Source organism: Streptosporangiales bacterium (assembly GCA_009379825.1).
In the GTDB taxonomy this organism is placed as follows: domain Bacteria; phylum Actinomycetota; class Actinomycetes; order Streptosporangiales; family WHST01; genus WHST01.
The window spans coordinates 64,774-86,393 of the sequence record WHTA01000008.1 but is presented as its reverse complement, the minus strand read 5'-3'; the positions used below and the strand labels follow the sequence as shown (position 1 = coordinate 86,393).

Genomic DNA, 21,620 nt, shown 5'->3' with positions numbered 1-21,620 from the left:
ACGGTTCCGGTCAGCTGCCGAAGAAGTCGCGGATGTGTGCGAGCACCGTGGCCGGTTGCTCCTCCGGGAGGAAGTGGCCGCACTCCGCGATGGCCGTGCCGCTGACGTCGGCGGCGTACTCCCGCCAGATGTCCAGCACCGGCAGCCCGTCGATGAGGCCGGTCGCGCCCCACAGCGCGAGCAGCGGCATGCCGAGCCGCCGGCCGGCGGCTGCGTCCGCGTCGTCGTCGGCGGCGTCGGTGGGGAACGAGGCGCGGTAGTCGTCGAAGCCGGCGCGCAGCGCGCCTGGTGCGGAGAACGCGCGTACGTACTCGTCGATGGCCTCCTGCGTGAGGCCGTCGCGGCGGTACGTCCACCGCTCGAAGAAGTAGCCCAGGTAGCCGGCGACGTCGTTGCCGGCCAGGCGTTCCGGGAGGTCAGGCTGCAGGTGGAACAGCCAGTGCCAGAACCCCTTGGCGAGCACGTGGTCCATCCGGCGCCACATCTCGCGGGTCGGCACGATGTCGAGCACGGCGAGCCGGCTGACCTCGTCGGGGCGGTCGAGCGCCCACCGGTGCGCGATGCGCGCACCCCGGTCGTGACCGACCACGCCCACCTGCTCGAAGCTGAGCGTGTGTACGAGCTCGGCGACGTCGGTCGCCATGGTGCGCTTGTCGTAACCGGTATTGGGCTTGTCGGTGCGGCCGTAGCCGCGCAGGTCGGGCGCGATCACCGTGTACGTCTCGGCGAGCGGTTCGACGAGCCGGTGCCAGCAGTACGACGTCTGCGGCCAGCCGTGCAGGAGCACCAACGGTGGGCCGGCACCCGCCCGCTGGTAGTGCATGCGGATTCCGCTGACGAGCGCTGTACCTGTCTCTAACTGGTTCATATGGTTAGGTTAGCTGGATGAGCGACAACTGGGTATTCGACGGCGGCAGGCCGGCGGTGGACCTGCTCAACACACTGCGGGACCGGCCGAGGGGCGGGCGGGAGCTGCTCGTCACGACCGGCGACCTGGCCGACTGGTTGCTCGCCGCCGGTCTCGTCGTTCGCCGGCCACGGCCCACCGCCGGGCAGCTGGCCGGTTTCCTCGCCGTACGCGAGGCATGTGACGTGGTGTTGCTCTCGCCCGCGCCGACCCGGCGTGCCGTGCGCGTGCTCAACGACGCGGCGGCCGCCGTCGCGCTGCCCGTACCGCGGCTGCGGCTGACCGCGGACGGCACCGTCGAACGGTCCCTTGCCCGGCTCGCCGACCCGGTGGGGGCGGCCCTCGCCGTCGTAGCGGTGGACGCGATCGAGCTCGCCACCGGCGATGCCGCCGTACGTGAGTGTGCCGCGGACGACTGCGGCCTGCGGTTCGTCGACCTCTCGCAGCGGCGCAGCCGACAGTGGTGCTCGATGACCCGCTGCGGCAACCGGGCGAAGGCGCGTGCCCACTACGCGAGGACGCGCCCGCGGTGAGCTACATCCGCCGGTAGAGCAGGCGCTGTTCCAGGTCCGCGGCCGCGTGTCGTAGCGGTGTGCGGAAGTTGGACACGTCCTCCTCGGTGTAGCGGTAGCAGGGCACCGTCACGTTGAGGTAGGCGAGCGGTCGCTCCCTGCGGTCGCACACCACCGCTGTGGCGCCGGCCCAGTCCGGCAGGTGTTCCTGGTAGGCGATGGCGAACCGGTCGACCTTCGCCTGGGCGATCTCCGTGCGCAGCCGGTCGGGGTCGGTGAGGGTGCGCTCGGTGAACGCGGTGAGCGGTTGGGCCAGGTACTCCTCGCGTTCCCCGTCCGGCAGGAACCCGAGGAACAGTTTGCCGACCGAGCCGCAGTGCAGCGGCACCTCGACGTTGCCGAGGTCGACCTGCACCGGGTTCACCGCACGTACCTCGTCGAGGACGACGAGCCTGCTGCCGCTGGCCACCTGCAGGTAGGTCGACTCCTTGAGCTCGGTGCCGAGCTGTTCCAGCACCGGGCGCGCGATCCGGACCAGCGAAGCGGCACCCGAGACCGCAGCGATCCGTGTCGCGCCGTAACCGACCGTGTACCGACCACTGTGCGGGTCGCGCTCGATCAGGTGGAAGTGCTCTAGCGTCACGAGCAACCGCCAGGCGGTAGCCCGGTTCACGCCTGCACGCTGGGCGATCTCGGTGGCAGACGGTGGCGTCTCGCTGGCGGCGATCTCCTCGAGCATGGTCAGTGCCCGCTCGACGGACTGGACGAGCCGCGGTTGGTCCGCGGGCCGCATTTGACCATTCTCAGACGCCCCTGCCATGCTGCCATGCTGCCATGCTGCCATGCTGCATCATGTGTTGCATAATGTCGGCATGAATGGAGGTGTGTCGCGGATGGCGACGATCGACCGCGATCCCGGCGAGCTACCGCGGGCGGTCCGCGAGGTCAGGGACACCTGGATCCCCATGGCGGACGGCACGCAGCTGTCCGCCCGGATCTGGCTGCCCGACGACGCCGCGTCGGACCCGGTGCCAGGCATCCTCGAGCTGCTGCCGTACCGGAAGAGCGACGGCACGGCGCTGCGCGACGCGACGAACGCCGCCTGGTTCGCCGGCCACGGGTACGCCGTGGTGCGGGTCGACATCCGCGGGACGGGCAACTCCGAGGACGTCATCACCGACGAGTACACCCAGCAGGAGCTCGACGACGGGGTGGCGTGCATCGCGTGGATCGCGGCGCAACCGTGGTGCACCGGCAAGGTCGGCATGATGGGCATCTCCTGGGGCGGCTTCAACGGCCTGCAGGTCGCGGCCGAGCAGCCGCCCGAGCTGCACGCGGTGCTTTCGCTCTGCTCGACCGACGATCGGTACGCCGACGACGTGCACTACTGGGGCGGCGCGGTGCTGGCCGACCAGATGCTGCCGTGGGCGACGTCGATGCTGGTGCGCAACGCGCTGCCGCCCGAGCCCGAGGTCTGGGGCGACGAGTGGCTCACCGAGTGGAAGCGCCGGCTGGACCAGACGCCGCCGTTCGCCCGGGCCTGGCTCGAACACCAGCGCAGGGACGAGTTCTGGCAGCACGCCTCGATCTGCGAGGACCCCGCGGCGATCCGCTGCCCGGTCTTCCTGGTCAGCGGCTGGGTGGACGCGTACCGCGACTCGGTGTTCCGGATGCTCGAGTCGCTGTCGGTGCCGCGCCGCGGCCTGGTCGGGCCGTGGGCGCACCTCTGGCCGCACGTCGCCGAGCCCGGACCGCAGATCGGCTTCCTCCAGGAGGCGCTGCGCTGGTGGGACCGCTGGCTGAAGGACGTGCCCAACGGCATCGAGGACGAGCCGCAGCTGTGCACCTGGCTGCAGGAGCCGGTGCCGCCGCAGGGCTACTACGAGGAGCGGCCTGGCCGCTGGGTCGTGGACGACTCCTGGCCGTCGCCGAACGTCGACGACCGGCCGCTGCAGCTCGGTGCCGGCATCGCCACGTTCGACGGGCAGCCGGTGTCTGCGGGCACCGTCGAGCTGCGGCCGGAACAGGCACACGGCGCGCTCAGTGGCCGTTCCTGCTCGTATGCGACGGCGTACGACCTGCCCGTCGACCAGCGCGCCGACGACGCACTAGCGACCTGCTTCGACGGCGAGCCGCTGACCGAGGCGGTGGAGATCCTCGGCGTCCCCGAGGCCGAGCTCGAGGTCAGCTCCGACCAGTCGCAGGCGTTGGTCGCCGTGCGGGTCTGCGACGTCGCGCCGGACGGCTCGTCGCGGCTGATCACCCAGGGCGTGCTGAACCTGACGCACAGGGACAGCCACGAGCACCCCGAGCCGCTGCAGCCGGGTGAGCGGTACCGCGTGCGGTTCCCGCTGCACGCCATCGGCTACTCGGTGCCGAAGGGGCACCGGTTGCGGGTCGCGCTCGCGCCGGCCTGCTGGCCGATGGTGTGGCCGTCGCCGCGGTCGGCGCGCGTCATCGTGCACTTCCCCGGCTCGGCGATCCACCTGCCGGTGCGTGCGCGCGGTGCGGACGCGCGGGTGCCGTTCGCGCCGGCGGAGCGGCTGCGGCCGTTCGAGCACGAGCCGATCAAGCCACCCGACGTCGGCACCGTCACGCGCGACCTGGCCACCGGCAAGACCACCGTCGTCTACCAGAACGGCGGCGGGTTCGTCCGCGAGGAGCTCGGCCAGCCGATGCGCAAGGACTCGTCCGAGCGCGACATCTTCGAGATCGTCGACGGTGACCCGAGGTCCGCGACCGTGACCTGCCAGCGCTGGAGCGAGCTCGCGCGCGGTGACTGGCACGTCCGCGTGGTCGCGAACGGGGTACTGACGTGTGACGAGTCGACCTTCCATGTCCGCACCGGTCTGACCGCTTACCACGGTGAGGAGCAAGTCTTCGAGCACGAGTGGTCCTTCAGTACACCCCGAGATCTGACCTGAGCCAAGAGGAGAACGTCGATGAACCCCGATAAGTCGATCGTGTCCGCCAACTGGTCCCGCCGTGGATTCCTGAAGACCAGCGGTCTCGTCGTGGCCGCTCTCGGCGCCGCACCTGTGCTGTCCGCGTGCAGCGGCGTGAAGGGGGCTGGCAGTGAAGGTGACGACGACGTCCTTGCCATCCGCACGGTCGAGGACTTGCAGAACCTCGACCCGGGGTTCATGGCCTCGTCGACCGACGACGCCATCATGGTCTGCATCGCCGAGAACCTCGTCACGTACGTGCCGGGCAAGACCGAACCCGTCAACGAGCTGGCGGAGAAGATCACCTCGTCCGAGGACGGCCTGACGCACGAGTTCACGCTGAAGAAGGGCGTGCAGTTCCACGGTGGCTACGGCGAACTCACCGCGGAGGACGTGAAGTTCTCCTTCGAGCGGATCGCCGGGTTGACGAAGCCGGACATCGAGTCGACGTACCAGGGCGACTGGGCGACGCTGAAGGAGGTCGAGGTCACCGGCAAGCACACCGGTGTGATCAAGCTCAGCAAGCCGTTCGCGCCGCTGTTCTACACCACGCTGCCGGGCAACGCGGGGCTCATCATCTCCAAGGCCGCCTACGACGAGCTGGGGGAGGACTTCGCGACCAAGCCCGTCGGTACCGGCCCGTACGAGTTCGTCGAGTGGAAGCGCAGCCAGCACACCACGCTGAAGCAGTTCGACAAGTGGGCGTACCCGAGCCAGAAGTGGGCGGACAAGCCGCAGTGGAAGCGGATCAAGTTCGTGCCCATCCCTGACGACAGCTCGGCCGACGTCGCCGTCGAGTCCGGCGAGGTCGACCTGGGGCAGATCGCGTACTCGTCGGTCAAGCGGTTCAAGAAGAAGGGCGACTTCAAGGTCACCACGCTGCCGACGCTCGACTACGCGTTCATCGGCTTCAACGTCACGCACCCGAAGCTGCGCGACGTCAAGGTGCGCAAGGCGCTGCGCGAGGCGCTGGACGTCGACTCGATCCTCGAGGCGGCGTTCGACGGCGAGACCCGTCGGGCCCACGCGCTCATCTCCGAGGACGTGCCGGTCGGGCACTGGAAGGACGCTCCGCGGTACCAGCCGGACGCCGCGGCAGCCAAGCAGCAGCTGAAGGACGCCGGCGTCAGCGGGCTCAGCCTGGAGATGGGGATCGCCGAGGAGCCCGGGGCCGAGCAGGTTGCCGAGATCGTGCAGCAGAACATGAAGAAGGTCGGCGTAAAGGTCACCATCAAGAAGTACCCGGGTGACCAGATGCACGAGCAGGTCAAGTCGCTGCAGATGTTCTACTTCTCGTTCAGCAACCAGGCCGACCCGTCCTGGGCGACCGTCTGGTTCACCGGCGACCAGGTCGGCGACTGGAACTTCATGTCCTGGGAGAACAAGGAGTTCGACCGGTTGCACGACGCCGCCCTCGTCGAGCTGGACCCGGACAAGCGCAGCGACATGTACGTCAGGATGCAGGAGCTGATGGACGAGGACGCAATCGCGGCCTGGGTGATGTACCGCACGAACCACTACGCCCATCCGCGGGAGGTGCGGACGTCGCTCATCCCGCAGCGGTTCGCGAAGTACCGGGCCTGGGCGGTCAAGTCCTAGGGTCGGCCGACATGCTTCGCTACCTGTTGTGGCGGCTCGCGATGACCGCGATGGTCGCGGTCATCGTGACCACCATCCTCGGCATGCTCGTCAACGTCATCCCGGGTGATCCGGCGACGTTGGTGATGGGCCCGCGGGCGAGCCCCGAGCTGGCCAGGCAAGTGCGTGCCGAGATGGGGCTGGACCAGCCGGTGTTGGTACAGGTGGTCATGTTCCTGTGGAACGCCGTACGCGGCGACCTCGGTACCGACTTCGTCAACCACCAGCCGGTGGCGGCGATCCTGGCCGCCTACCTACCGCACACCATCATCCTCGCGGTCGTGGCGCTCGGCCTGGCCGCGTTGGTGGGCATCCCGATGGGTGTGTACGCGGCGACCAAGCCGGGGACCGTGGTGGACACGGTCACCAGCCTGGTCTCCGTGTCGTTCATCACCATGCCGTCGTACGTGGTCGCGTTGCTGTTGTTGTTGGTCTTCCCCGTGCTCCTCGGCGTGCTCCCTGCGACGGGGGTGGGTGACATCACCGTGCCGGCGGACTACATCCGTCACCTGGTGCTGCCCGCCGTCGCACTGGCGTTGGTGTGGGTCGGCTATCTCGCGCGCGTCGTACGCAGCGGGATGCTCGAAGTGCTCGGCGCCAACTACATCCGCGCGGCGCGTGCACTCGGCCTGGGCGAGCGGCTGATCGCGTATCGCTACGCGTTGAAGAACGCGATCGTCCCGACGGTCGCGCTGCTCGGCGTAGGTCTCGGCGACCTGTTGGGCGGGGCGGTCTTCGTCGAGGTGATCTTCGCCCGACCCGGGCTCGGCTCGTTGATCGTCGAGGCGATCGAGGACCGGAACTATCCGATCGTCCGCGGCGCCGTTCTCGTCATCGCGCTGCTGTTCGTGCTCGCGAACCTCGCCGCGGATCTCTCCTACCGCGTGCTGGATCCGCGGATCAGGGTCGAGGAGTCGGGGAGGCTGGCATGACGTCTCTGACCCAGGTCGTACGCAAGGGCGGCCGGATGTCGTTCGGTGTGACGCGAGGTGTCGCGAGCACGTGGACAGGCACGCTGTCACTCGTCCTCGTCGGGCTCGTGGTGCTCGCGGTGGCGTTCGCGCCGTTGCTTGCGCCGTACGACCCGCTGGCACAGGACATCCAGGCGCGCCTGCAGGGACCGTCCGCCGAGCACTGGCTCGGTACCGACACGCTCGGCCGCGACCTGTTGTCGCGGGCCATCTTCGGGGCGCGGATCGAGATGTCCGTGGCGATCCCCGCGGGGCTGATCGCGTTGGTGCTCGGGCTGACTATCGGCGTCGTCGCCGGGTACGTCGGCGGTCGCACCGATCGCGTGCTCGTGGTCCTGATGGACAGCATGCAGGCTTTCCCCGCGGTGATCCTCGCGCTCGCGCTGCTCTCCCTGCTCGGGCCGTCGCAGCGCAACGTCATCCTCGTCATCGCCGTCGGGTTCACGCCTGCGTACGCGCGGATGGCGAGAGCGTCGGTGTTCGTCGTACGCGAGCAGCCCTACATCGAGGCGGAACGCTCGCTCGCCGCGGGGAACCTGCGCATCCTCGGCGTGCACATCGTGCCGAACGTGATCGCGCCGCTGTTCATCCTGATGGCGATCAACATCCCGGTCGCCGTCACGATTGCCTCCGGGCTCTCGTTCCTCGGGCTCGGCGTGCCACCACCCGAACCGTCCTGGGGCGTGATGCTCGCCGACGCGTTCGCGCACGTGTGGGAGTCGCCGTGGCCGCTGCTCGTGCCGGCGATCGCGCTCGTGCTCACCACGCTGGGCTTCACCCTGCTCGGGGAGTCGCTGCGCGACCACCTCGACCCGCGGCTGTCCGGGGTGCGGGGAGTGACCAATGGCTGAGCCCGTGCTGCAGGTGCAGGGCCTGCACGTGAACTACCGCGTCAAGTCGCACAGCTTCGAGGTGCTGCACGACATCGACCTGGACGTCGCGGCGGGCAGCGTCGTCGGCATCGTCGGCGAGTCGGGGTGCGGCAAGTCGACGCTGGCGTCGGCCATGATGCGGCTACTGCCGCCGAACGGGCGCGTCACGTCCGGCCGGCTGGCACTGCACGGCCGCGACCTGCTGACGCTCTCCTGCCGGGAGCTGCGGGAGGTGCGCGGCCGCGAGATCGGCATGATCTTCCAGGACCCGCTCACCAGCCTGAACCCGACGTTCAGGGTGTCGACGCAGATGATCAACGCGCAGCGCGCACATGCCGACACCGGTGGTCGGCGGCGCGACGAGCTGCGCGCGGAAGCCGTGCGGATGCTGGAGCGGGTCGGCATCCCCGACCCGCAGCTGCGGATCGACGACTACCCGCACCAGTTCTCCGGCGGCATGCGGCAGCGGATCATTGTGGCGACCACGTTGCTGCTGCAGCCGAACGTACTCATCTGCGACGAGGCCACGTCCGCGCTCGACGTCACCATCCAGGCCCAGATCCTGCAGATCCTCACCGAGCTGTGCCGCGAACAGGGGACGGCGCTGGTCGTCATCTCGCACGACATCGGCGTCATCAGCCAGCTCGCCGACCAGGTGCTGGTGCTGTACGCGGGACGCGTGGTGGAGAGCGGCGCGGCGGCCGAGGTGCTGCAGCGTCCGCAGCACCCGTACACCCGCAAGCTGCTCGCCGCCGTGCCGTCCAGGCACCGCCGCGACGAACGGCTGTCGACGATACCTGGGCGGGTGCCCAGCCTCGCCGAGCTGCCGGCCGGCTGTACGTTCGCCGACCGGTGCCATGCCGCGCAGGACGCCTGCACCAACGGTGAACCGCCGCTGGTCGACGTGGCCGGCCGGCAGGTGCGCTGCCTGCCCGAGGTGCGCGACGCAGCGCCGTCCGTCGAGCTGCCCGGCGACGCGGCGCCTGCGGCTTCCGGCGCGGAACGCGAGTCGAGTGTGCTGGTGCGTACGGAGCAGCTGCGCGTGCACTTCGCCGGCCGCCGTGGGTTGCTCGACCGGTTGTCCGCGAAGGGACCGACCGCCGTACGTGCCGTGGACGGTGTCGACCTGGGCCTCGACCGCGGCGAGATCGTCGGTCTCGTCGGCGAGTCCGGCTCGGGCAAGACAACGTTGGGCAAGGCGCTGCTGCGGCTGGTGCCGGTCACTGGTGGCCAGGTGGTGTTCGACGGCACCGACATCGCGACCCTCGACCGCCGTCGGTGGCGTGGTGTGCGGCGCGGGCTGCAGATGATCTTCCAGGAGCCGTACGGCTCGCTGAGCCCGCGGCTGCGCGTCGACCAGCTCGTCACGGAGCCGTACCGCATCAACAAGACGCCACCGCAGGACCAGTACGGCGTCGACGAGCTGCTCGGCCTGGTGGGCCTCGCCGCAGAACAGGCGACCAAGTACCCGCACGAGCTGTCCGGCGGGCAGGCCAGGCGCGTGGGCATCGCCCGTGCCCTCGCCATGCAGCCGGCCGTCGTGGTGGCCGACGAGCCGACCGCCGGGCTGGACGTGTCGGCCGCGGCCGCGATCCTGAACCTGTTGCAGGACCTACGCGACCGGCTGTCGCTGACGTTGCTCATCATCACGCACGACCTCAACGTGGTCGGTTACGTGGCCGACCGCATCGCCGTGATGAAGCAGGGCGCGATCGTCGAGATCGACACCGCCGACCGGGTGATGGACGTACCGCAACATCCGTACACCAGGGACCTGCTGGCCGCGATCCCCGAGCTACCGCACGACGCGCCCAGCTCGGCCTGACACTCACGGGTGCCCGGCGTGCGGCGCCGGCGCACGTGCCGTGACGACCTGGCCGGTCTCCGGGCCGGTCAGCAGGCGTTCGATGTTGTCCTCGAAACCGTCGTCGTTGTGCCAGTCCGAGGTGAGCATGAACAGGGTCCTGCCGTCGTCGCCGCCGAGCGTGCAGGCGAAGCAGGCACGGTCGAGCGGGATCGTCTGCAGAACCTGTCCGCCCTCGGCGACACGGAGGCAGGCGGGGCCGGGCTCGTCCCACCCGGGCGTCCAGAGGGCGCCGTCGGCGTCGAGCACGATGCCGTCGCCAGGCAGCGGTGCCCAGACGCGCCGGTTCGACAGCGAGCCGTCGCCGGCGATGTCGAACGCGGTGAGCGTACCGGCGAACGACTCGGCGATGATCAGCGTCGTCCCGTCGGGCGTCACGGCCATGCCGTTGGGGAAGGCGATTCGCTCCGCCACGCGCCGCACCGTCCCGCCCGGCGTGACGAGGGCGATGAAACCAGGTGCCTCGCCCTCGCCGGGATGGAAGTCGTTGCCGCCGTTGACGTAGATGTTGCCGCGGCCGTCCACGACGATCTCGTTCAGGCCGGTGCCCAGTTGTGCCGTGTCGGCGTGGTCGACCAGCGACCCGTCGGCCTGCTGGCGCAGCAGCCGTCCTTCCGGACCGCTCACCACGAGCAGCTCGCCGCTCGGCAGCCAGTCGAAGGAGAACGGGATGGTGGTGGGCACCGTGGCCGTCACCTCGGTGGTGCCGTCGGGTTCGACCGCGAGCACGTGGTGCGTGCCCCAGTTCGACAGCCACAGCCGGCCGTCGTGCCAGCGTGCGGACTCGCCGATCTTCAGGCCGGTCAGCAGGATCTCGCCCGTCATGATGCCTCCTCGTGGTAGGTCCTTCACCCTCTACACGAACGGCAGCCGTCAGGATCGACAGGTCAGTGTCGGAGCAGTTGGACGATGGCGACGGTCCCGACGACGACCACGAGTGCGCGGAGGACGGACGGGCTCAGCCGCCGACCCACTCGTGCGCCGAGCTGCCCACCCAGCGCCGACCCGGCCGCGAGCAGCAACACAGCCGTCCAGTCGAACTCGGCGGCGAACAGGAAGAACACCGCGGCCACCATGTTCACGACGACGTTGAGGACGTTCTTGGCCGCGACTAGCCGTTGCGCGCTCTCGTCCAGCAGCACGCCCATCAGGGACATGTAGATGATGCCGGCGGCTGCCGTGAAGTAACCGCCGTAGACGCTGGCGAGCGTGATGCTCGTCCACAGCAGCGGGCCGGCCTCCGCCCTGCCCTTGCGGCGACGTTGGACCGCGCGGCTGATCACGGGTTGGAACGCGACGAGCAGTACGGCGATACCGACGAGCACCGGCACGATCATCTCGAACGCCGCCGCCCGGCAACGCGAGCAGCAGGCTCGCTCCGGTGAGTGCGCCGAGTACGGCGCCGGTGGCCAGGGTGACCAGGCGACGGCGCTGGCCCTCCAGCTCGTTGCGGTACCCGATGGCGCCGCTGATGCTGCCGGGGATGAGGCCGAGCGCGTTCGACACGGTGGCGGTCAAGGCTGGCAGCCCGACGGCGAGCAGCACCGGAAACGTGATTAGTGTCCCCGAGCCCACCACGGTGTTGATGGCACCCGCGCCGGCTCCAGCTCCGAGGACGGCGGCGATCTCCCACGGCGTCACGCCGGTATGCCCGTCACCCTCCGACTCTACTGCCGCTCGCGCCGTTCGAACCAACCCGGCCAAGTCTGCGCATCAGTAGCCGTAGCCACCGCCGTCGTCATCGGTGTCGTCATCCCGTTTGTCACCGCCGGTGACATTGACGTCGATCTCGGCCTCCGCCCCGGTGGGCGAGTGGTCAGCGCGCTGTTTGGTAACCGTGATCGTGTGGTCGCCGTTCGACAGGCCCTTGACCACGAAGGACCCCTTCGTCACGACCGTGTAGTCGTCTTCTTCACCGTCGATGAACACGTGCACGTGATTCTTACCCGAGTCCGGCGGGCCGATGTCACCCGCGTCGAACTTCAGCGTGAATGGCTGGCCGACGGAAGCGCCGTCGCTTGGCGACGTGATCCTCAGCTTCCCGCCGCCATCCGAGCCGTTGCCAGAACCCCCGCATGCGGCCGCGAGTACCACGGTCGCCAGTATCGTGCCGACCATCGACGCAGGTCTCCACATGGCTGCTCCTCGCCGCGCCTTTACGAGGTACTACGCGATGCGCCGTGACGTCGTTCAAACTGAACCCGAACCGCGCTGAGGCCGGAGCCGCCCCGGCGTCGTCGCCATTGCCGCGATGTGCCTCGTCGCCGGTCGGCTGGCACCGGGCGACGTCGGTAGCCGGTCGACCGCACGAGTCGTGCTGACGAGGAATGATCGGGCGCGTCACCTCAATGCCACAGCCGCCCTCAGCGCCCCGCTGCCACCTCGTCGTGCACGGCCGCGAGGTGGGTGGCTCCTGGGCGGCCGCGGCGTACCCGACGGCAGCGGACATCCCTGTCGCCACGTCGATCAGCCTCGACGACATCGCATCGCTTGCCTCGACCTGAGGCTGCGGTGGTCAGCCGACGGCGGTCCGCGCGATGACGTAGGTCTTCGCCGGGCGGTCGTGCAGGCAGCGGCGGCCGACCTTGTCGGTCAGCATCCAGCCGCAGTCGATGGCCTGGATCGGCAGCCCGAAGACGCCGAGGATGAGACCGGGCAGCGCGAGGATGGCCCACCTGGCGGTGGCCGGTCCCATGCCGACGCGTCCCGTCTGGGAGCTGCCGACGACCCTTATGCCCAACGCCATCTTGCCGAGGGTCTGGCCGCGCTTCGCCGTCAACGGCACCTCGTACAGGAACCACACGGCGAGGACGACGAACGCCGACAGCCACGCCCACGGCGTGATCGCCTGCTGCAGCTGGGTCTGCAGCTCGCCGGTGGGGTCGTTGACGTAGTCGGTCGCGAGCTGCCGCAGCCGCGGCGAGTACAGGAAGATGACGACCCACAGCGCCGTCTGCAGCACCGACAGCACGAGCCCGACGATCGCCGTGTCGATGACCCGGGCGGCCAGCCGCCGCCCGGGAGGGGCGAGCGCATCAACCGGCGGCGGGCCGAGTCCGGGCTGGTACGAGCCCCCGGCGCCGGCGCTCGTGGCATACGGCAAGCCGGCCGCCGACTCCCTGGTACCGAACAGCGGCGCTGGCGGCTCACCAGCCGGCGCCACCGACTCAGGCCCCGCCACCGGCGGCGTCGGGCCTTGGGCCGCCGCCGATGCCGGCGATGGTGCGGGTGTCGGGTCGTGCTCCGCCGCCGGGGCGGGCGGCGTTGGCGCCTGCTCCGATGCTGGTGCCTGTGCTGAGGCTGGTGGTGTCGGCTCTTGCTGCGCCGCCGGGGGCGTGGCGCCTTCCGGGGGCTGGTCGGCCGTCGATGCGGCTGCCGCCGGCGGGGTGGGTGGCGTCGGGGCGTGGGCCGGCGTCTGCTCCGACGGCGACGCTGCCGGGGGCGGGGCGTCGTCCGGGGCGGCCTCTGGGGCGCGCTCGTCTGGCATGTGCCCATCCTGCCGTATCGGCTGGCGGCGTCCAGCACAACCGGTGGGGACGGGGGGTTGGTCCCGGCCGAACGTGGCGGCCGGGACCCGAACGGCGGGCGGTCACAGGTTGCCGCGGCGGGCCTGCTCGCGCTCGATGGCCTGGAACAACGCCTTGAAGTTGCCCTTGCCGAACCCCATCGAGCCGTGCCGCTCGATCAGCTCGAAGAACACCGTGGGGCGGTCCTGCACCGGTTGGGTGAAGATCTGCAACAGGTAGCCGTCCTCGTCGCGGTCGGCGAGGATGCCGAGCTCACGCAGCACCTCGAGCGGCACCCGGGTCTCGCCGATCCAGTTGCCGAGCTCCTCGTAGTACGTGTCCGGGGTGCGCAGGAACCGTACGCCCCGCGCACGCATCTCGCGCACCGACCGGACGATGTCGTTGGTCGCGATCGCGATGTGCTGGCAGCCGGCGCCGCCGTAGAACTCCAGGTACTCGTCGATCTGGCTCTTCTTCTTGCCGACCGCTGGCTCGTTCAGCGGGAACTTCACCCGCCGGTTGCCGTTCGCGACTACCTTGCTCATCAGCGCGGAGTACTCGGTGGAGATGTCGTCGCCGACGAACTCCTTCATGTTCGTGAAGCCCATGACGCGGTGGTAGAAGTCCACCCACTCGTTCATCCTGCCGAGCTCGACGTTGCCGACGCAGTGGTCGATGGCCTGGAAGAGGCGCTTCTCCGGTGGTGCCACGATCGGCTCGGTCGCCACGTAGCCGGGCAGGTAAGGCCCGCTGTAGTTCGACCGGTCCACCAACGAGTGCCTGGTCTCGCCATACGTACCGATCGCGGCGACGACGACCTTGCCGTGCTCGTCCTCGCGCACCTCGGGCTCGGCGAGACCGCGCGCCCCCGCGGCGACCGCGTGTGCGTACGCCTGTTCCACGTCGGGCACCTGCAGTGCGAGGTCGACCACCCCGTCGCCGTGCCTGTGGTGGTGGTCGCCCAGTGCGGTGCCGCCCCGCACCGGCGCGGTGAACACGAACCTGGCCTTGCCGGACTCGAGCACGTACGACGCATGCTCACGGTCGCCCTGCTCAGGCCCGCGGTAAGCGACGCAGCGCATGCCGAATGCGCTGGAGTAGTAGTGCGCGGCCTGCCTGGCGTTGCCGACCGCGAAACAGATCGCGTCCATGCCCTTGAGCGGGAACGGGTCTTCCCGCTCGTCGTGTGGTACGGCCCCGACCAGGGCGTCGACGTCACTCACCTGGTCGACCGGCTGGGTGTCCGCCATCGCTACCGACCTCCTCGGTCCGGGGGAGAGCTGCCCTTGGACGAAGGATCTCCCCGGTTGGCGATGTGTTCAACTCAGCCGTAATCAACTGGTCAATATGTACAGTGGGCACGGCGACTATGCCGCTGATCTGTTCAGCATGCTCACCGGGAGGCGGTGCGATGGGGATCGACGCGCTCGACGCGCGCCTGCTCAGCCTGCTCGAGGACGAGCCGCGGCTTGGGGTGCTGGAGTGCTCCCGCCGGCTCGGCGTCGCCAGGGGCACCGTGCAGGCCAGGCTGGACCGGCTGCAACGTACCGGCATAGTGCGCGGCTTCGGGCCGGACGTGGACGCTGCGGCGATCGGCTACGGCGTCACGGCGTTCGCGACGGTGGAGATCAGGCAGGGCAGCGGGCACGAGGTCGCGGAGCACCTCGCCGAGATACCCGAGGTGCTCGAGGTGCACACCATCACCGGGCCGGGCGACCTGCTCTGTCGCATCGTCGCGCGCAGCAACGGCGACCTGCAGCAGGTGATCGACCAGGTACTCGGCTTCGCCGGCATCATCCGGATGTCCACGGTGATCGCGATGTCCACGCCGGTGCCGTACCGCGTCCTGCCGCTCGTACGGACCAGCGTCGGTGGCTGACACGGGTGGTGCCCGGTCGACGACCGGGCACCATGCAGCGTGCAACTCTGCGTACGCGGGTCAGGCCGCGAAGGGCTTGGCCTCCGTCACGGTGACGGCCATCTCGCTGCCGTTCGGCAGGGTGTAGGCGGCCTTGTCGCCGATCTTCTTGCCGTTGATGGCCGAACCGAGCGGCGACTGCACGGAGTACGCCTCGATGCCGTCCGCGGCCACCTCCCGGGAGCCGAGTAGGAACGACATCTCGTCGCCGTCGGGGAACTGCACCGTGACCTGCATCCCTGGCTCGACCACGCCGCTGTCCGCCGGCTTCTGTCCGACCTCGGCGTTGCGCAGCATGTCCTGGAGCTGCCTGATCCGCCCCTCTGCCTTGCCCTGCTCTTCCTTGGCGGCGTGGTAACCGCCGTTCTCGCGCAGGTCACCTTCGGCGCGGGCCTCTTCGATCTTCTTCGCGAGTTCCGTGCGACCAGGTCCGGTCAGGTGGTCAAGCTCCTCCTTGAGGCGGTCGTAAGCCTCTTGGGTGAGCCAGTTGACGCTGTTATGGGTCACGACAGCACTCCTCGGATACAGGGGAATACGGGAAAGAAAACTCGAGCGACCCGCGCGGCTCAGCGCCAGCGCGACGAAGTGCGACCGTCCACCAGGCAGCCCACAGCCACCACCCGGCGACGCGTAGCGTCTCCGGTGGCCTGCGGTCGTGTGCTGCTCACGGTCAGCGGGTCTCCGCTCGGTCGAAGCTCGGGTTCAGCGACAATTGTGACGTGTAAGTCTGCCATGCGTCCAAGCGAATTGGGAGGGCTACGTTTCGTGCCCCGTGTTGTCACTGGCCCCGACGGCCGGCCAGGCCCGTCTGCGGGCCTGCGATTGTTGGCTGTGCACGCGCACCCGGACGACGAGTCCAGCAAGGGTGCGCCGAGTCTCGCCATGTACCTCGCCGAGGGCGCCGAGGTCGTCGTCGCCACCTGCACCGGTGGTGAACGGGGAGACGTGCTCAATCCCGCATTGCAGGAAGACCCGCAGCTGCTTGCCGACCTGCCGAAGGTGCGCAGGGAGGAGATGGCGCGGGCCATCGAGGCGCTCGGCGTCGACCACGTCTGGCTGGGGTTCGTCGACTCCGGCCTGCCCGAGGGCGACCCGCTGCCGCCACTGCCCGACGGCTGCTTCGCACTGCAGCCCATCGAGGTGGCGGCCGAGCCGTTGGTGCGGCTGATCAGGCAGTTCAAGCCGCACGTGATCACCACGTACGACGAGAACGGCGGCTACCCGCACCCGGACCACATCATGTGCCACCGGGTCTCGGTGGAGGCGTTCGAGGCCGCCGGCGACCCGCAGCGCTACCCGGACGCGGGCGAGCCCTGGCAGCCGCAGAAGCTCTACTACAACGTCTCGTTCCACTACGACCGGTTCGCGGCGCTGCACGCGGAGATGGAGCGGCGCGGGCTGGAGTCGCCGTACGGCGAGCGGCTGGCGCAGTGGGAGCACGACGACCGCAAGGTGGTGCCGGTGACCACCAACGTCGACTGTGCCGACTACCTGGAGATACGCGACCGGGCGCTGCTCGCGCACGCCACCCAGGTCGACCCGAACGGGCACTGGTTCGCCGTGCCGCTCGACGTCCAGCAGGTAGCCTGGCCCACGGACGACTACCACCTGGCACGTTCGCACGTCGAGGTCGAGCTCCCCGAGGCCGACCTCTTCGCGGGGGTGCGCGACCGGATCGAGGCGCCATGTACCTGACCTTCGCGGGCGTGTTGATCTCCAAGTGGGCGGTGACGCCGGGACTGCTCGGCTTCGCGCTGTTCGCGTTCCTCGGCCTCGCGGTGTTCCTGCTGGCCAGGTCGATGATCAAGCACCTGCGCAAGATCGACGTCGACCGCGGCGAGTAGCGCGCGTCAGGAGTGCGCGAGCAGCCACTTCGTGGAGTAGCGGGTCTCGTTGAGGCCGTAGCGGTCGCCGTCCTCGGTCCACTGGTGGGTCATATTCGACACCGTGACCAGCTCGACCGGGGACTCCGACGGGCAGTCGGCCTCGAGCACCCGCACCTGCCGATCCCGCGGTGAGCTGCTGTCCAGCGGCGATCGGCAGCCGTTGAGCACGGCCGCGGTGTTGGCCGAGTCGAGCACCGGCGGCAGCTTGGTCTGCAGTCCCACCCGCCATCGGCTGCCGACGTACGGCACGGTGCCGTCGCGCAGGCCGTGGATGGCGAGGATGGGCGCGCCCGAGCTCTGCGTGCACGGGCTGACCAGGGTGCCGGAGAGGAACGCGAAGGCGCGGAACGGCTGCTGCGGGCGGCACGCGACCTTGTAGCCGAGCATCGCTCCGTTCGAGTAGCCGTGGTAGAAGAGCCGGTCCCGGTCGGCGCCGTAGTCGTCCACCAGCTCCTTCGCGAGGGCGTCGATGAACTTCACGTCGTCGGTTTCGGCGGACGGCGCCCCGCCGCAGCAGGTGCCGGCGTTCCAGGCGTGCTGACCGTTGGCGTACTTCCGGCCCTGCGGCATCGCCAGGATCCAGCCGTTGCGCTCGGCGAGGTCGACGTAGCTCGTCCGCCTGACCAGCGCCTGCGCGCTGCTTGTGTACCCGTGTACGGCGACGAACGCCGGTGCGTTCTTGCTGACCCCGGACGGGATGTAGACCAGCGCCTTGCGCGTCACGCCGTCGACCGGGATGCGTACTTCCTCGATGTCCGCGAGCCGGGCGGTGCGGTCCTTGGCGGGCAGCCGGTCACCGAAGTCGTGCAGCGACTTGGAGTCGACCGGCGTCGGCGTGGCGCCGGGTTCGTCCCGGTCACCTGCGCTGGCGCGGTTCCCGACACCTGGGATCAGCAGGAGGGCGACGAGCACACCGACCCCCACGATGAGGGCACACGCTGCGATTCTGGGGCCGACGCCACCTGCGGGGGTTGTCGGACGGCCAGGACCGTCTGCCATGTATGTTCCTTCGCCTTCTCCCGCACGGCCAGCAGTACCGCATGGTACGTGGTTTGGCGACGTGGATCACACGCGCCATCCGGTTCAACGCGAAGCGTGGCGGGCGCGTTGTCGGTCCGAGACCCGGTGCATACGGATACGAGCGAGTTGGTCACGGTTTGTTGTCCGATGTCGCCCGGCGAGCGCGGACGTAGTGCAACGACCGGAGGGCGAGCACCGAGCTCGCGGCCAGTCCGGCGAGGAGCAGCCAGACCACTGCGACCGGCATCACGTAGAAGAGCAACGAGTACGGTGCCGTCCGACCGGTCGCCATGAGCTGCAGGGTCGGCACGCTCAGCACGGCCGCAACGACCAGCAGCAGCGGCAGCAGTCGAGCTGCGGTGCCGAGTCGCGACCGGTTGACGCGCCGCTGCGCCCGGCGGCGTGCACGTACGACCCCGCGTACGCCCAGGGCGAGGGTGAGAAGCACGAGCGCGGTGAGGATGAGGTCGTTGCGCAGCCCGTGGCCGCTGCCCGACAGGGGCGGGATATCGGGATCGAGCTCGGACAGCAGGTTCTGGCCGAGCACGCCCGGGTCCGCGGCGGTCAACCCGGCCCCGTGGTTGACGAGGACGGCGACTCCGTACCCGGACTTGGTGAACAGACCCTGGTAGGCCCCGAAGCTCGCGCCTGAGCCGGTGTGGGAGGTCCGTACCGGTGGGCCCTCGGCCGACTCGGCGTGGTACCAGCCGAGGCCGTAGCCATCGGCGTTCGGCTGCGGGCGGTGCATCTCGGCGATGCCCTCCGGCGAGACCAGCTGGTCGCCGGTGGATGTGCGTCCCCGGGAGCTCTGCGTCACCAGCCAGCGGGCCAGGTCGTCCGCTGTGCTCACCACACCGCCCGAGCCTTCGGCGAAGTAGTCGATGCCGTCGCTCTCGAACGGTCGGTCGTAGGCCATGGTGTGGCCGGCGGCCATGCCGGGAACGCGCTGGTCCGCGGTCTGGGTGTCGAAGGTCGAGTGCATGCCGACCGGCTCGAACACCTTCTTGTCGAGGTAGTCGGCGAAGGGTTGCCCGCTGACCTTCTCGACGAGACGGGCGGCCACCGCGTAGTTCGGATTGTGGTAGTGGGACTGGGCTCCCGGGGCGGACACCAGATGTGCGGTGCGCAGCCTGGCGACCGACTCGGCGAGGGTGGTCGTGTCCGCCTCGTAGAGGTCGGGTGCGGCCTCGTCCGCCATACCGGACGTCTGGTTCAGTAGCTGACGCACGGTGACCCGGTCCTGGCGAGCATCGTACAGCTCGAACTCCGGCAGGTATCGCCTGACGGGCTCGTCGAGATCGACGCTGCCACGCTCGACGAGCTGCATCACGGCCAGCGACGTGAACGACTTGGACAGCGACTCGATGCGCATCGGCGTGCCCGTCGTCAGTTCTCCGCCGCGGCCATTGGTCCCTGCGGCTGCGGTGTGCAGGATCTCGTCGCCTTCGAGCACGGCGACGGCGATCCCTGGCACCCCAGACTCGACGGTGTCCTGGACGTACTTCTCGACGGTGCGCTCGGGGCCGAGGTCGCCGGCAGCAGGGCGCTGACGGCAACCGCCGTCAGCAGGGATCGCAATGACTGGCTGGTGTGCATGTCACCCAACATGCCGCCGCTCGCGGGAAGCGACATCGACCGACCGGCGATCCGGCGCTGCTACTTAAGTATGAGCGTCGGCTCCGGGCGGGCGACCTACGCTGGTGGCCGTGGAAGATTCCTCGGTGCCGCCTTCGACCGGCCGCCGGGTGCTGACGAGAGCAGGGCGCGTAGCCGACGCAGCTGCTCCGTGGGTGCTTGGTCTGTCGGTGTTGCTGCTGTCCCTGGTCGTGGTCGACGGGTTCATGACGGTGCAGTCCGTGACCGACGTCCAGTCGGTATGGCAGCTGCCCGATTGGCTCGTCGTCGTACCCGCGGCCGCGTCCGGGGTAGTTGCGGCGACAGCACGCCTACGATTGTGGCCGCTGGTCGCTGTGGCGGTGGCGGTCTGGCTGTTGTTCGCGATGTGGCCGGCCGTGTTCGTCGCCTCGTACTACGCGGCTACCCTGCCGGTCGGGCGAGTCGAGCGCCTTCGATACGTCGTCGGCACGACTGCGGTCGTCACGATCCCACTGTTCGTTACCGCCGCGATCTCCGGGCAGCCGTACGTGTCCGCAGGTCTGGTCACGGCACTACTGATCGGGCTGCCGTTCCTCGTAGGACTATGGGTGCGGATGCGACGCCAGCTGGTCGCCGGGCTCCGCGAACGTGCCATGCACCTGGAGCGCGAGCGAGAAAGCCGATACGAGCAGGCCCGGGCGGAGGAGCGCGCGCGTATCGCGCGCGAGATGCACGATGTCGTTGCGCACAAGGTGTCGCTGGTCGTTCTGCAGGCAGGGGCGCTTGCGGTGTCCGCGCCGGATGAGAGCACTGCGGAGAAGGCGACCGTCATTCGCAGCGCCGGGAGGGAGGCACTGGCGGACCTTCGGCACGTCCTCGGTGTGCTGCGCTCGCCGTCCGGGACTGACCAGGAGCGGGAACCACAGCAGACCCTCGACGACCTCGACGAGCTGCTCGACCGGTCTCGCGCCGCCGGCGTCGGCGTCGGTCGTACCGACAGCGGCGACATACGGCCGTTGCCGGCCGCTGTCGACCACACCGCATACCGGATCGTGCAGGAGGCCCTGACGAACGTGGGCAAACACGCGGGCGGCGTGCCGACCAGGGTGGCGCGGCAGTACTCGCGGGACCATGTCGAGGTGACCGTGCACAACGAGCGACCTGTCCGCCCCGTCTCCTCGCCGCCTGGCAGTGGCCTCGGGTTGGTCGGACTGCGGGAACGTGCGCGGCTGCTCGGCGGGACACTCGACGCCGGACGGGACGCGGACGACGGCTTTACCGTCCATGCGCGGTTGCCCGTACCGGAGCCGGAGAGCACGTCATGATTCGAGTGGTCGTCGTCGTCTATGAGCCGCTCGTGCGCGCCGGGCTGCGGACGATCCTGGAGTCGGCCAGCGACATCTCCGTCGTGGCCGAGGCCGCCAACGGTGAGGACGCCGTCGCGGCAGTGCTGCGGACATCTCCGGGCGTAGTGCTCATGGACGTGCGCATGCCGGGAATGGACGGCCTTGCCGCCGCGGCGAAGATCACCGGCTCGGAGGTACCGGCGAGGGTCGTCATGCTGACCACCTTCGACCTCGACGAGTACGTACACGAGGCGCTGCGCCTGGGCGCGGCCGGGTTCCTGCTGAAGGACACGCCGCCGCGCGACCTGGTCACGGCGGTCCGGACCGTGGTCGAGGGCAACGCCATGCTCGCGCCCACCGTCACCAAGCGGCTCATCGACTCGTGCGCCGACCGCAGGCCGTACCAGGCCGACGCCGCGCGCGAACGCCTCGCCGTACTCATCGACCGGAAACACGAGGTGCTGCAGGCTGTCGCGAAGGGACTGTCCAACGCGGAGATCGGTCGCGCGCTTTCGATGCGGGAGGCAACCGTGAAAGCACACGTGAGTCGCTCGCTGGCCAAGCTCGGTCTCACCAACCGAGTCCAGGCGGCGCTGCTCGTTCACGATGCAGCAGAACGCTGAGCTCGTGCTCCTCGAG

19 protein-coding genes and 1 pseudogene are annotated in these 21,620 nt (G+C 69.5%); 10 read left to right on the top strand and 10 right to left on the bottom strand.

Annotated features, from left to right (window positions below; genetic code table 11):
- Positions 1 to 10: 10 nt before the first annotated feature.
- Entirely contained in the window at positions 11 to 868 is an 858-nt protein-coding gene (locus GEV07_06410; protein ID MQA02361.1) for an alpha/beta fold hydrolase, read from the bottom strand.
- A gap of 17 nt (positions 869 to 885) precedes the next feature.
- Between GEV07_06410 and GEV07_06405 the strand changes: the two genes are divergently transcribed.
- Positions 886 to 1,440, top strand: coding sequence for a hypothetical protein (locus GEV07_06405; protein MQA02360.1), 555 nt, complete (start codon positions 886 to 888; stop codon positions 1,438 to 1,440).
- 1 nt (position 1,441) lies between these two features.
- On the opposite strand, the gene GEV07_06400 is transcribed toward GEV07_06405, so the two are convergent.
- Positions 1,442 to 2,263, bottom strand: coding sequence for a helix-turn-helix domain-containing protein (locus GEV07_06400; protein MQA02359.1), 822 nt, complete (start codon positions 2,261 to 2,263; stop codon positions 1,442 to 1,444).
- A 49-nt stretch (positions 2,264 to 2,312) separates the two neighbouring features.
- On the opposite strand from GEV07_06400, the gene GEV07_06395 reads away from it, so the two are divergent.
- Genes GEV07_06395 through GEV07_06375 form a run of 5 tightly spaced genes read left to right on the top strand, consistent with a single transcriptional unit; the run spans position 2,313 to position 9,670 of the window.
- Positions 2,313 to 4,343: a CocE/NonD family hydrolase gene (locus GEV07_06395; GenBank protein MQA02358.1), complete on the top strand. Its 2,031-nt coding sequence runs from the start codon at positions 2,313 to 2,315 to the stop codon at positions 4,341 to 4,343.
- Positions 4,344 to 4,361: 18 nt separating this feature from the next.
- Positions 4,362 to 5,963, top strand: coding sequence for a twin-arginine translocation signal domain-containing protein (locus GEV07_06390; GenBank protein ID MQA02357.1), 1,602 nt, complete (start codon positions 4,362 to 4,364; stop codon positions 5,961 to 5,963).
- A 50-nt stretch (positions 5,964 to 6,013) separates the two neighbouring features.
- Positions 6,014 to 6,934 (top strand): ABC transporter permease subunit, encoded by a 921-nt coding sequence (locus GEV07_06385; protein ID MQA02356.1) that lies wholly within the window; start codon positions 6,014 to 6,016, stop codon positions 6,932 to 6,934.
- Positions 6,931 to 7,824, top strand: coding sequence for an ABC transporter permease subunit (locus GEV07_06380; protein MQA02355.1), 894 nt, complete (start codon positions 6,931 to 6,933; stop codon positions 7,822 to 7,824). Before GEV07_06385 ends, GEV07_06380 begins: the two co-directional genes overlap by 4 nt.
- Positions 7,817 to 9,670 carry a dipeptide ABC transporter ATP-binding protein gene (locus tag GEV07_06375; GenBank protein MQA02354.1) on the top strand — a complete coding sequence of 618 codons (1,854 nt, stop codon included), beginning with the start codon at positions 7,817 to 7,819 and terminating at the stop codon, positions 9,668 to 9,670. The genes GEV07_06380 and GEV07_06375 overlap by 8 nt, the downstream gene beginning before the upstream one ends.
- A gap of 3 nt (positions 9,671 to 9,673) precedes the next feature.
- Here the strand turns inward: GEV07_06375 and GEV07_06370 are convergent, their stop codons facing one another.
- The 5 genes and pseudogenes from GEV07_06370 to hppD all read right to left on the bottom strand — a co-directional run bounded on the left by GEV07_06370 (position 9,674) and on the right by hppD (position 14,465).
- Positions 9,674 to 10,534 carry an SMP-30/gluconolactonase/LRE family protein gene (locus tag GEV07_06370; protein ID MQA02353.1) on the bottom strand — a complete coding sequence of 287 codons (861 nt, stop codon included), beginning with the start codon at positions 10,532 to 10,534 and terminating at the stop codon, positions 9,674 to 9,676.
- 62 nt (positions 10,535 to 10,596) lie between these two features.
- Positions 10,597 to 11,350 (bottom strand): annotated as a pseudogene (locus GEV07_06365) (TSUP family transporter).
- A 72-nt stretch (positions 11,351 to 11,422) separates the two neighbouring features.
- Entirely contained in the window at positions 11,423 to 11,827 is a 405-nt protein-coding gene (locus GEV07_06360) for a hypothetical protein (protein MQA02352.1), read from the bottom strand.
- 397 nt (positions 11,828 to 12,224) lie between these two features.
- A complete protein-coding gene (locus GEV07_06355; protein MQA02351.1) occupies positions 12,225 to 13,196 on the bottom strand; it encodes a hypothetical protein in 972 nt (323 codons plus the stop codon).
- A gap of 102 nt (positions 13,197 to 13,298) precedes the next feature.
- Complete coding sequence (gene hppD, locus GEV07_06350) at positions 13,299 to 14,465, bottom strand: 4-hydroxyphenylpyruvate dioxygenase (GenBank protein MQA02350.1); 1,167 nt, start codon at positions 14,463 to 14,465, stop codon at positions 13,299 to 13,301.
- A 161-nt stretch (positions 14,466 to 14,626) separates the two neighbouring features.
- Here hppD and GEV07_06345 point away from each other — a divergent pair, with 161 nt between their 5' ends.
- Positions 14,627 to 15,094: an AsnC family transcriptional regulator gene (locus GEV07_06345; GenBank protein ID MQA02349.1), complete on the top strand. Its 468-nt coding sequence runs from the start codon at positions 14,627 to 14,629 to the stop codon at positions 15,092 to 15,094.
- A 60-nt stretch (positions 15,095 to 15,154) separates the two neighbouring features.
- On the opposite strand, the gene greA is transcribed toward GEV07_06345, so the two are convergent.
- Entirely contained in the window at positions 15,155 to 15,640 is a 486-nt protein-coding gene (gene greA, locus GEV07_06340) for a transcription elongation factor GreA (GenBank protein ID MQA02348.1), read from the bottom strand.
- Between the two features lie 225 nt (positions 15,641 to 15,865).
- Between greA and mca the strand changes: the two genes are divergently transcribed.
- Positions 15,866 to 16,828, top strand: a complete 963-nt coding sequence (gene mca, locus GEV07_06335; protein ID MQA02347.1) for a mycothiol conjugate amidase Mca — start codon at positions 15,866 to 15,868, stop codon at positions 16,826 to 16,828.
- Between the two features lie 155 nt (positions 16,829 to 16,983).
- Here the strand turns inward: mca and GEV07_06330 are convergent, their stop codons facing one another.
- Positions 16,984 to 18,018 carry a hypothetical protein gene (locus tag GEV07_06330; GenBank protein MQA02346.1) on the bottom strand — a complete coding sequence of 345 codons (1,035 nt, stop codon included), beginning with the start codon at positions 18,016 to 18,018 and terminating at the stop codon, positions 16,984 to 16,986.
- A 151-nt stretch (positions 18,019 to 18,169) separates the two neighbouring features.
- Positions 18,170 to 19,618: a serine hydrolase gene (locus GEV07_06325; protein MQA02345.1), complete on the bottom strand. Its 1,449-nt coding sequence runs from the start codon at positions 19,616 to 19,618 to the stop codon at positions 18,170 to 18,172.
- Between the two features lie 262 nt (positions 19,619 to 19,880).
- Here GEV07_06325 and GEV07_06320 point away from each other — a divergent pair, with 262 nt between their 5' ends.
- Entirely contained in the window at positions 19,881 to 20,960 is a 1,080-nt protein-coding gene (locus GEV07_06320; GenBank protein MQA02344.1) for a histidine kinase, read from the top strand.
- Positions 20,957 to 21,604 (top strand): response regulator, encoded by a 648-nt coding sequence (locus GEV07_06315; GenBank protein MQA02343.1) that lies wholly within the window; start codon positions 20,957 to 20,959, stop codon positions 21,602 to 21,604. Before GEV07_06320 ends, GEV07_06315 begins: the two co-directional genes overlap by 4 nt.
- The last annotated feature ends 16 nt before the right edge of the window (positions 21,605 to 21,620 follow it).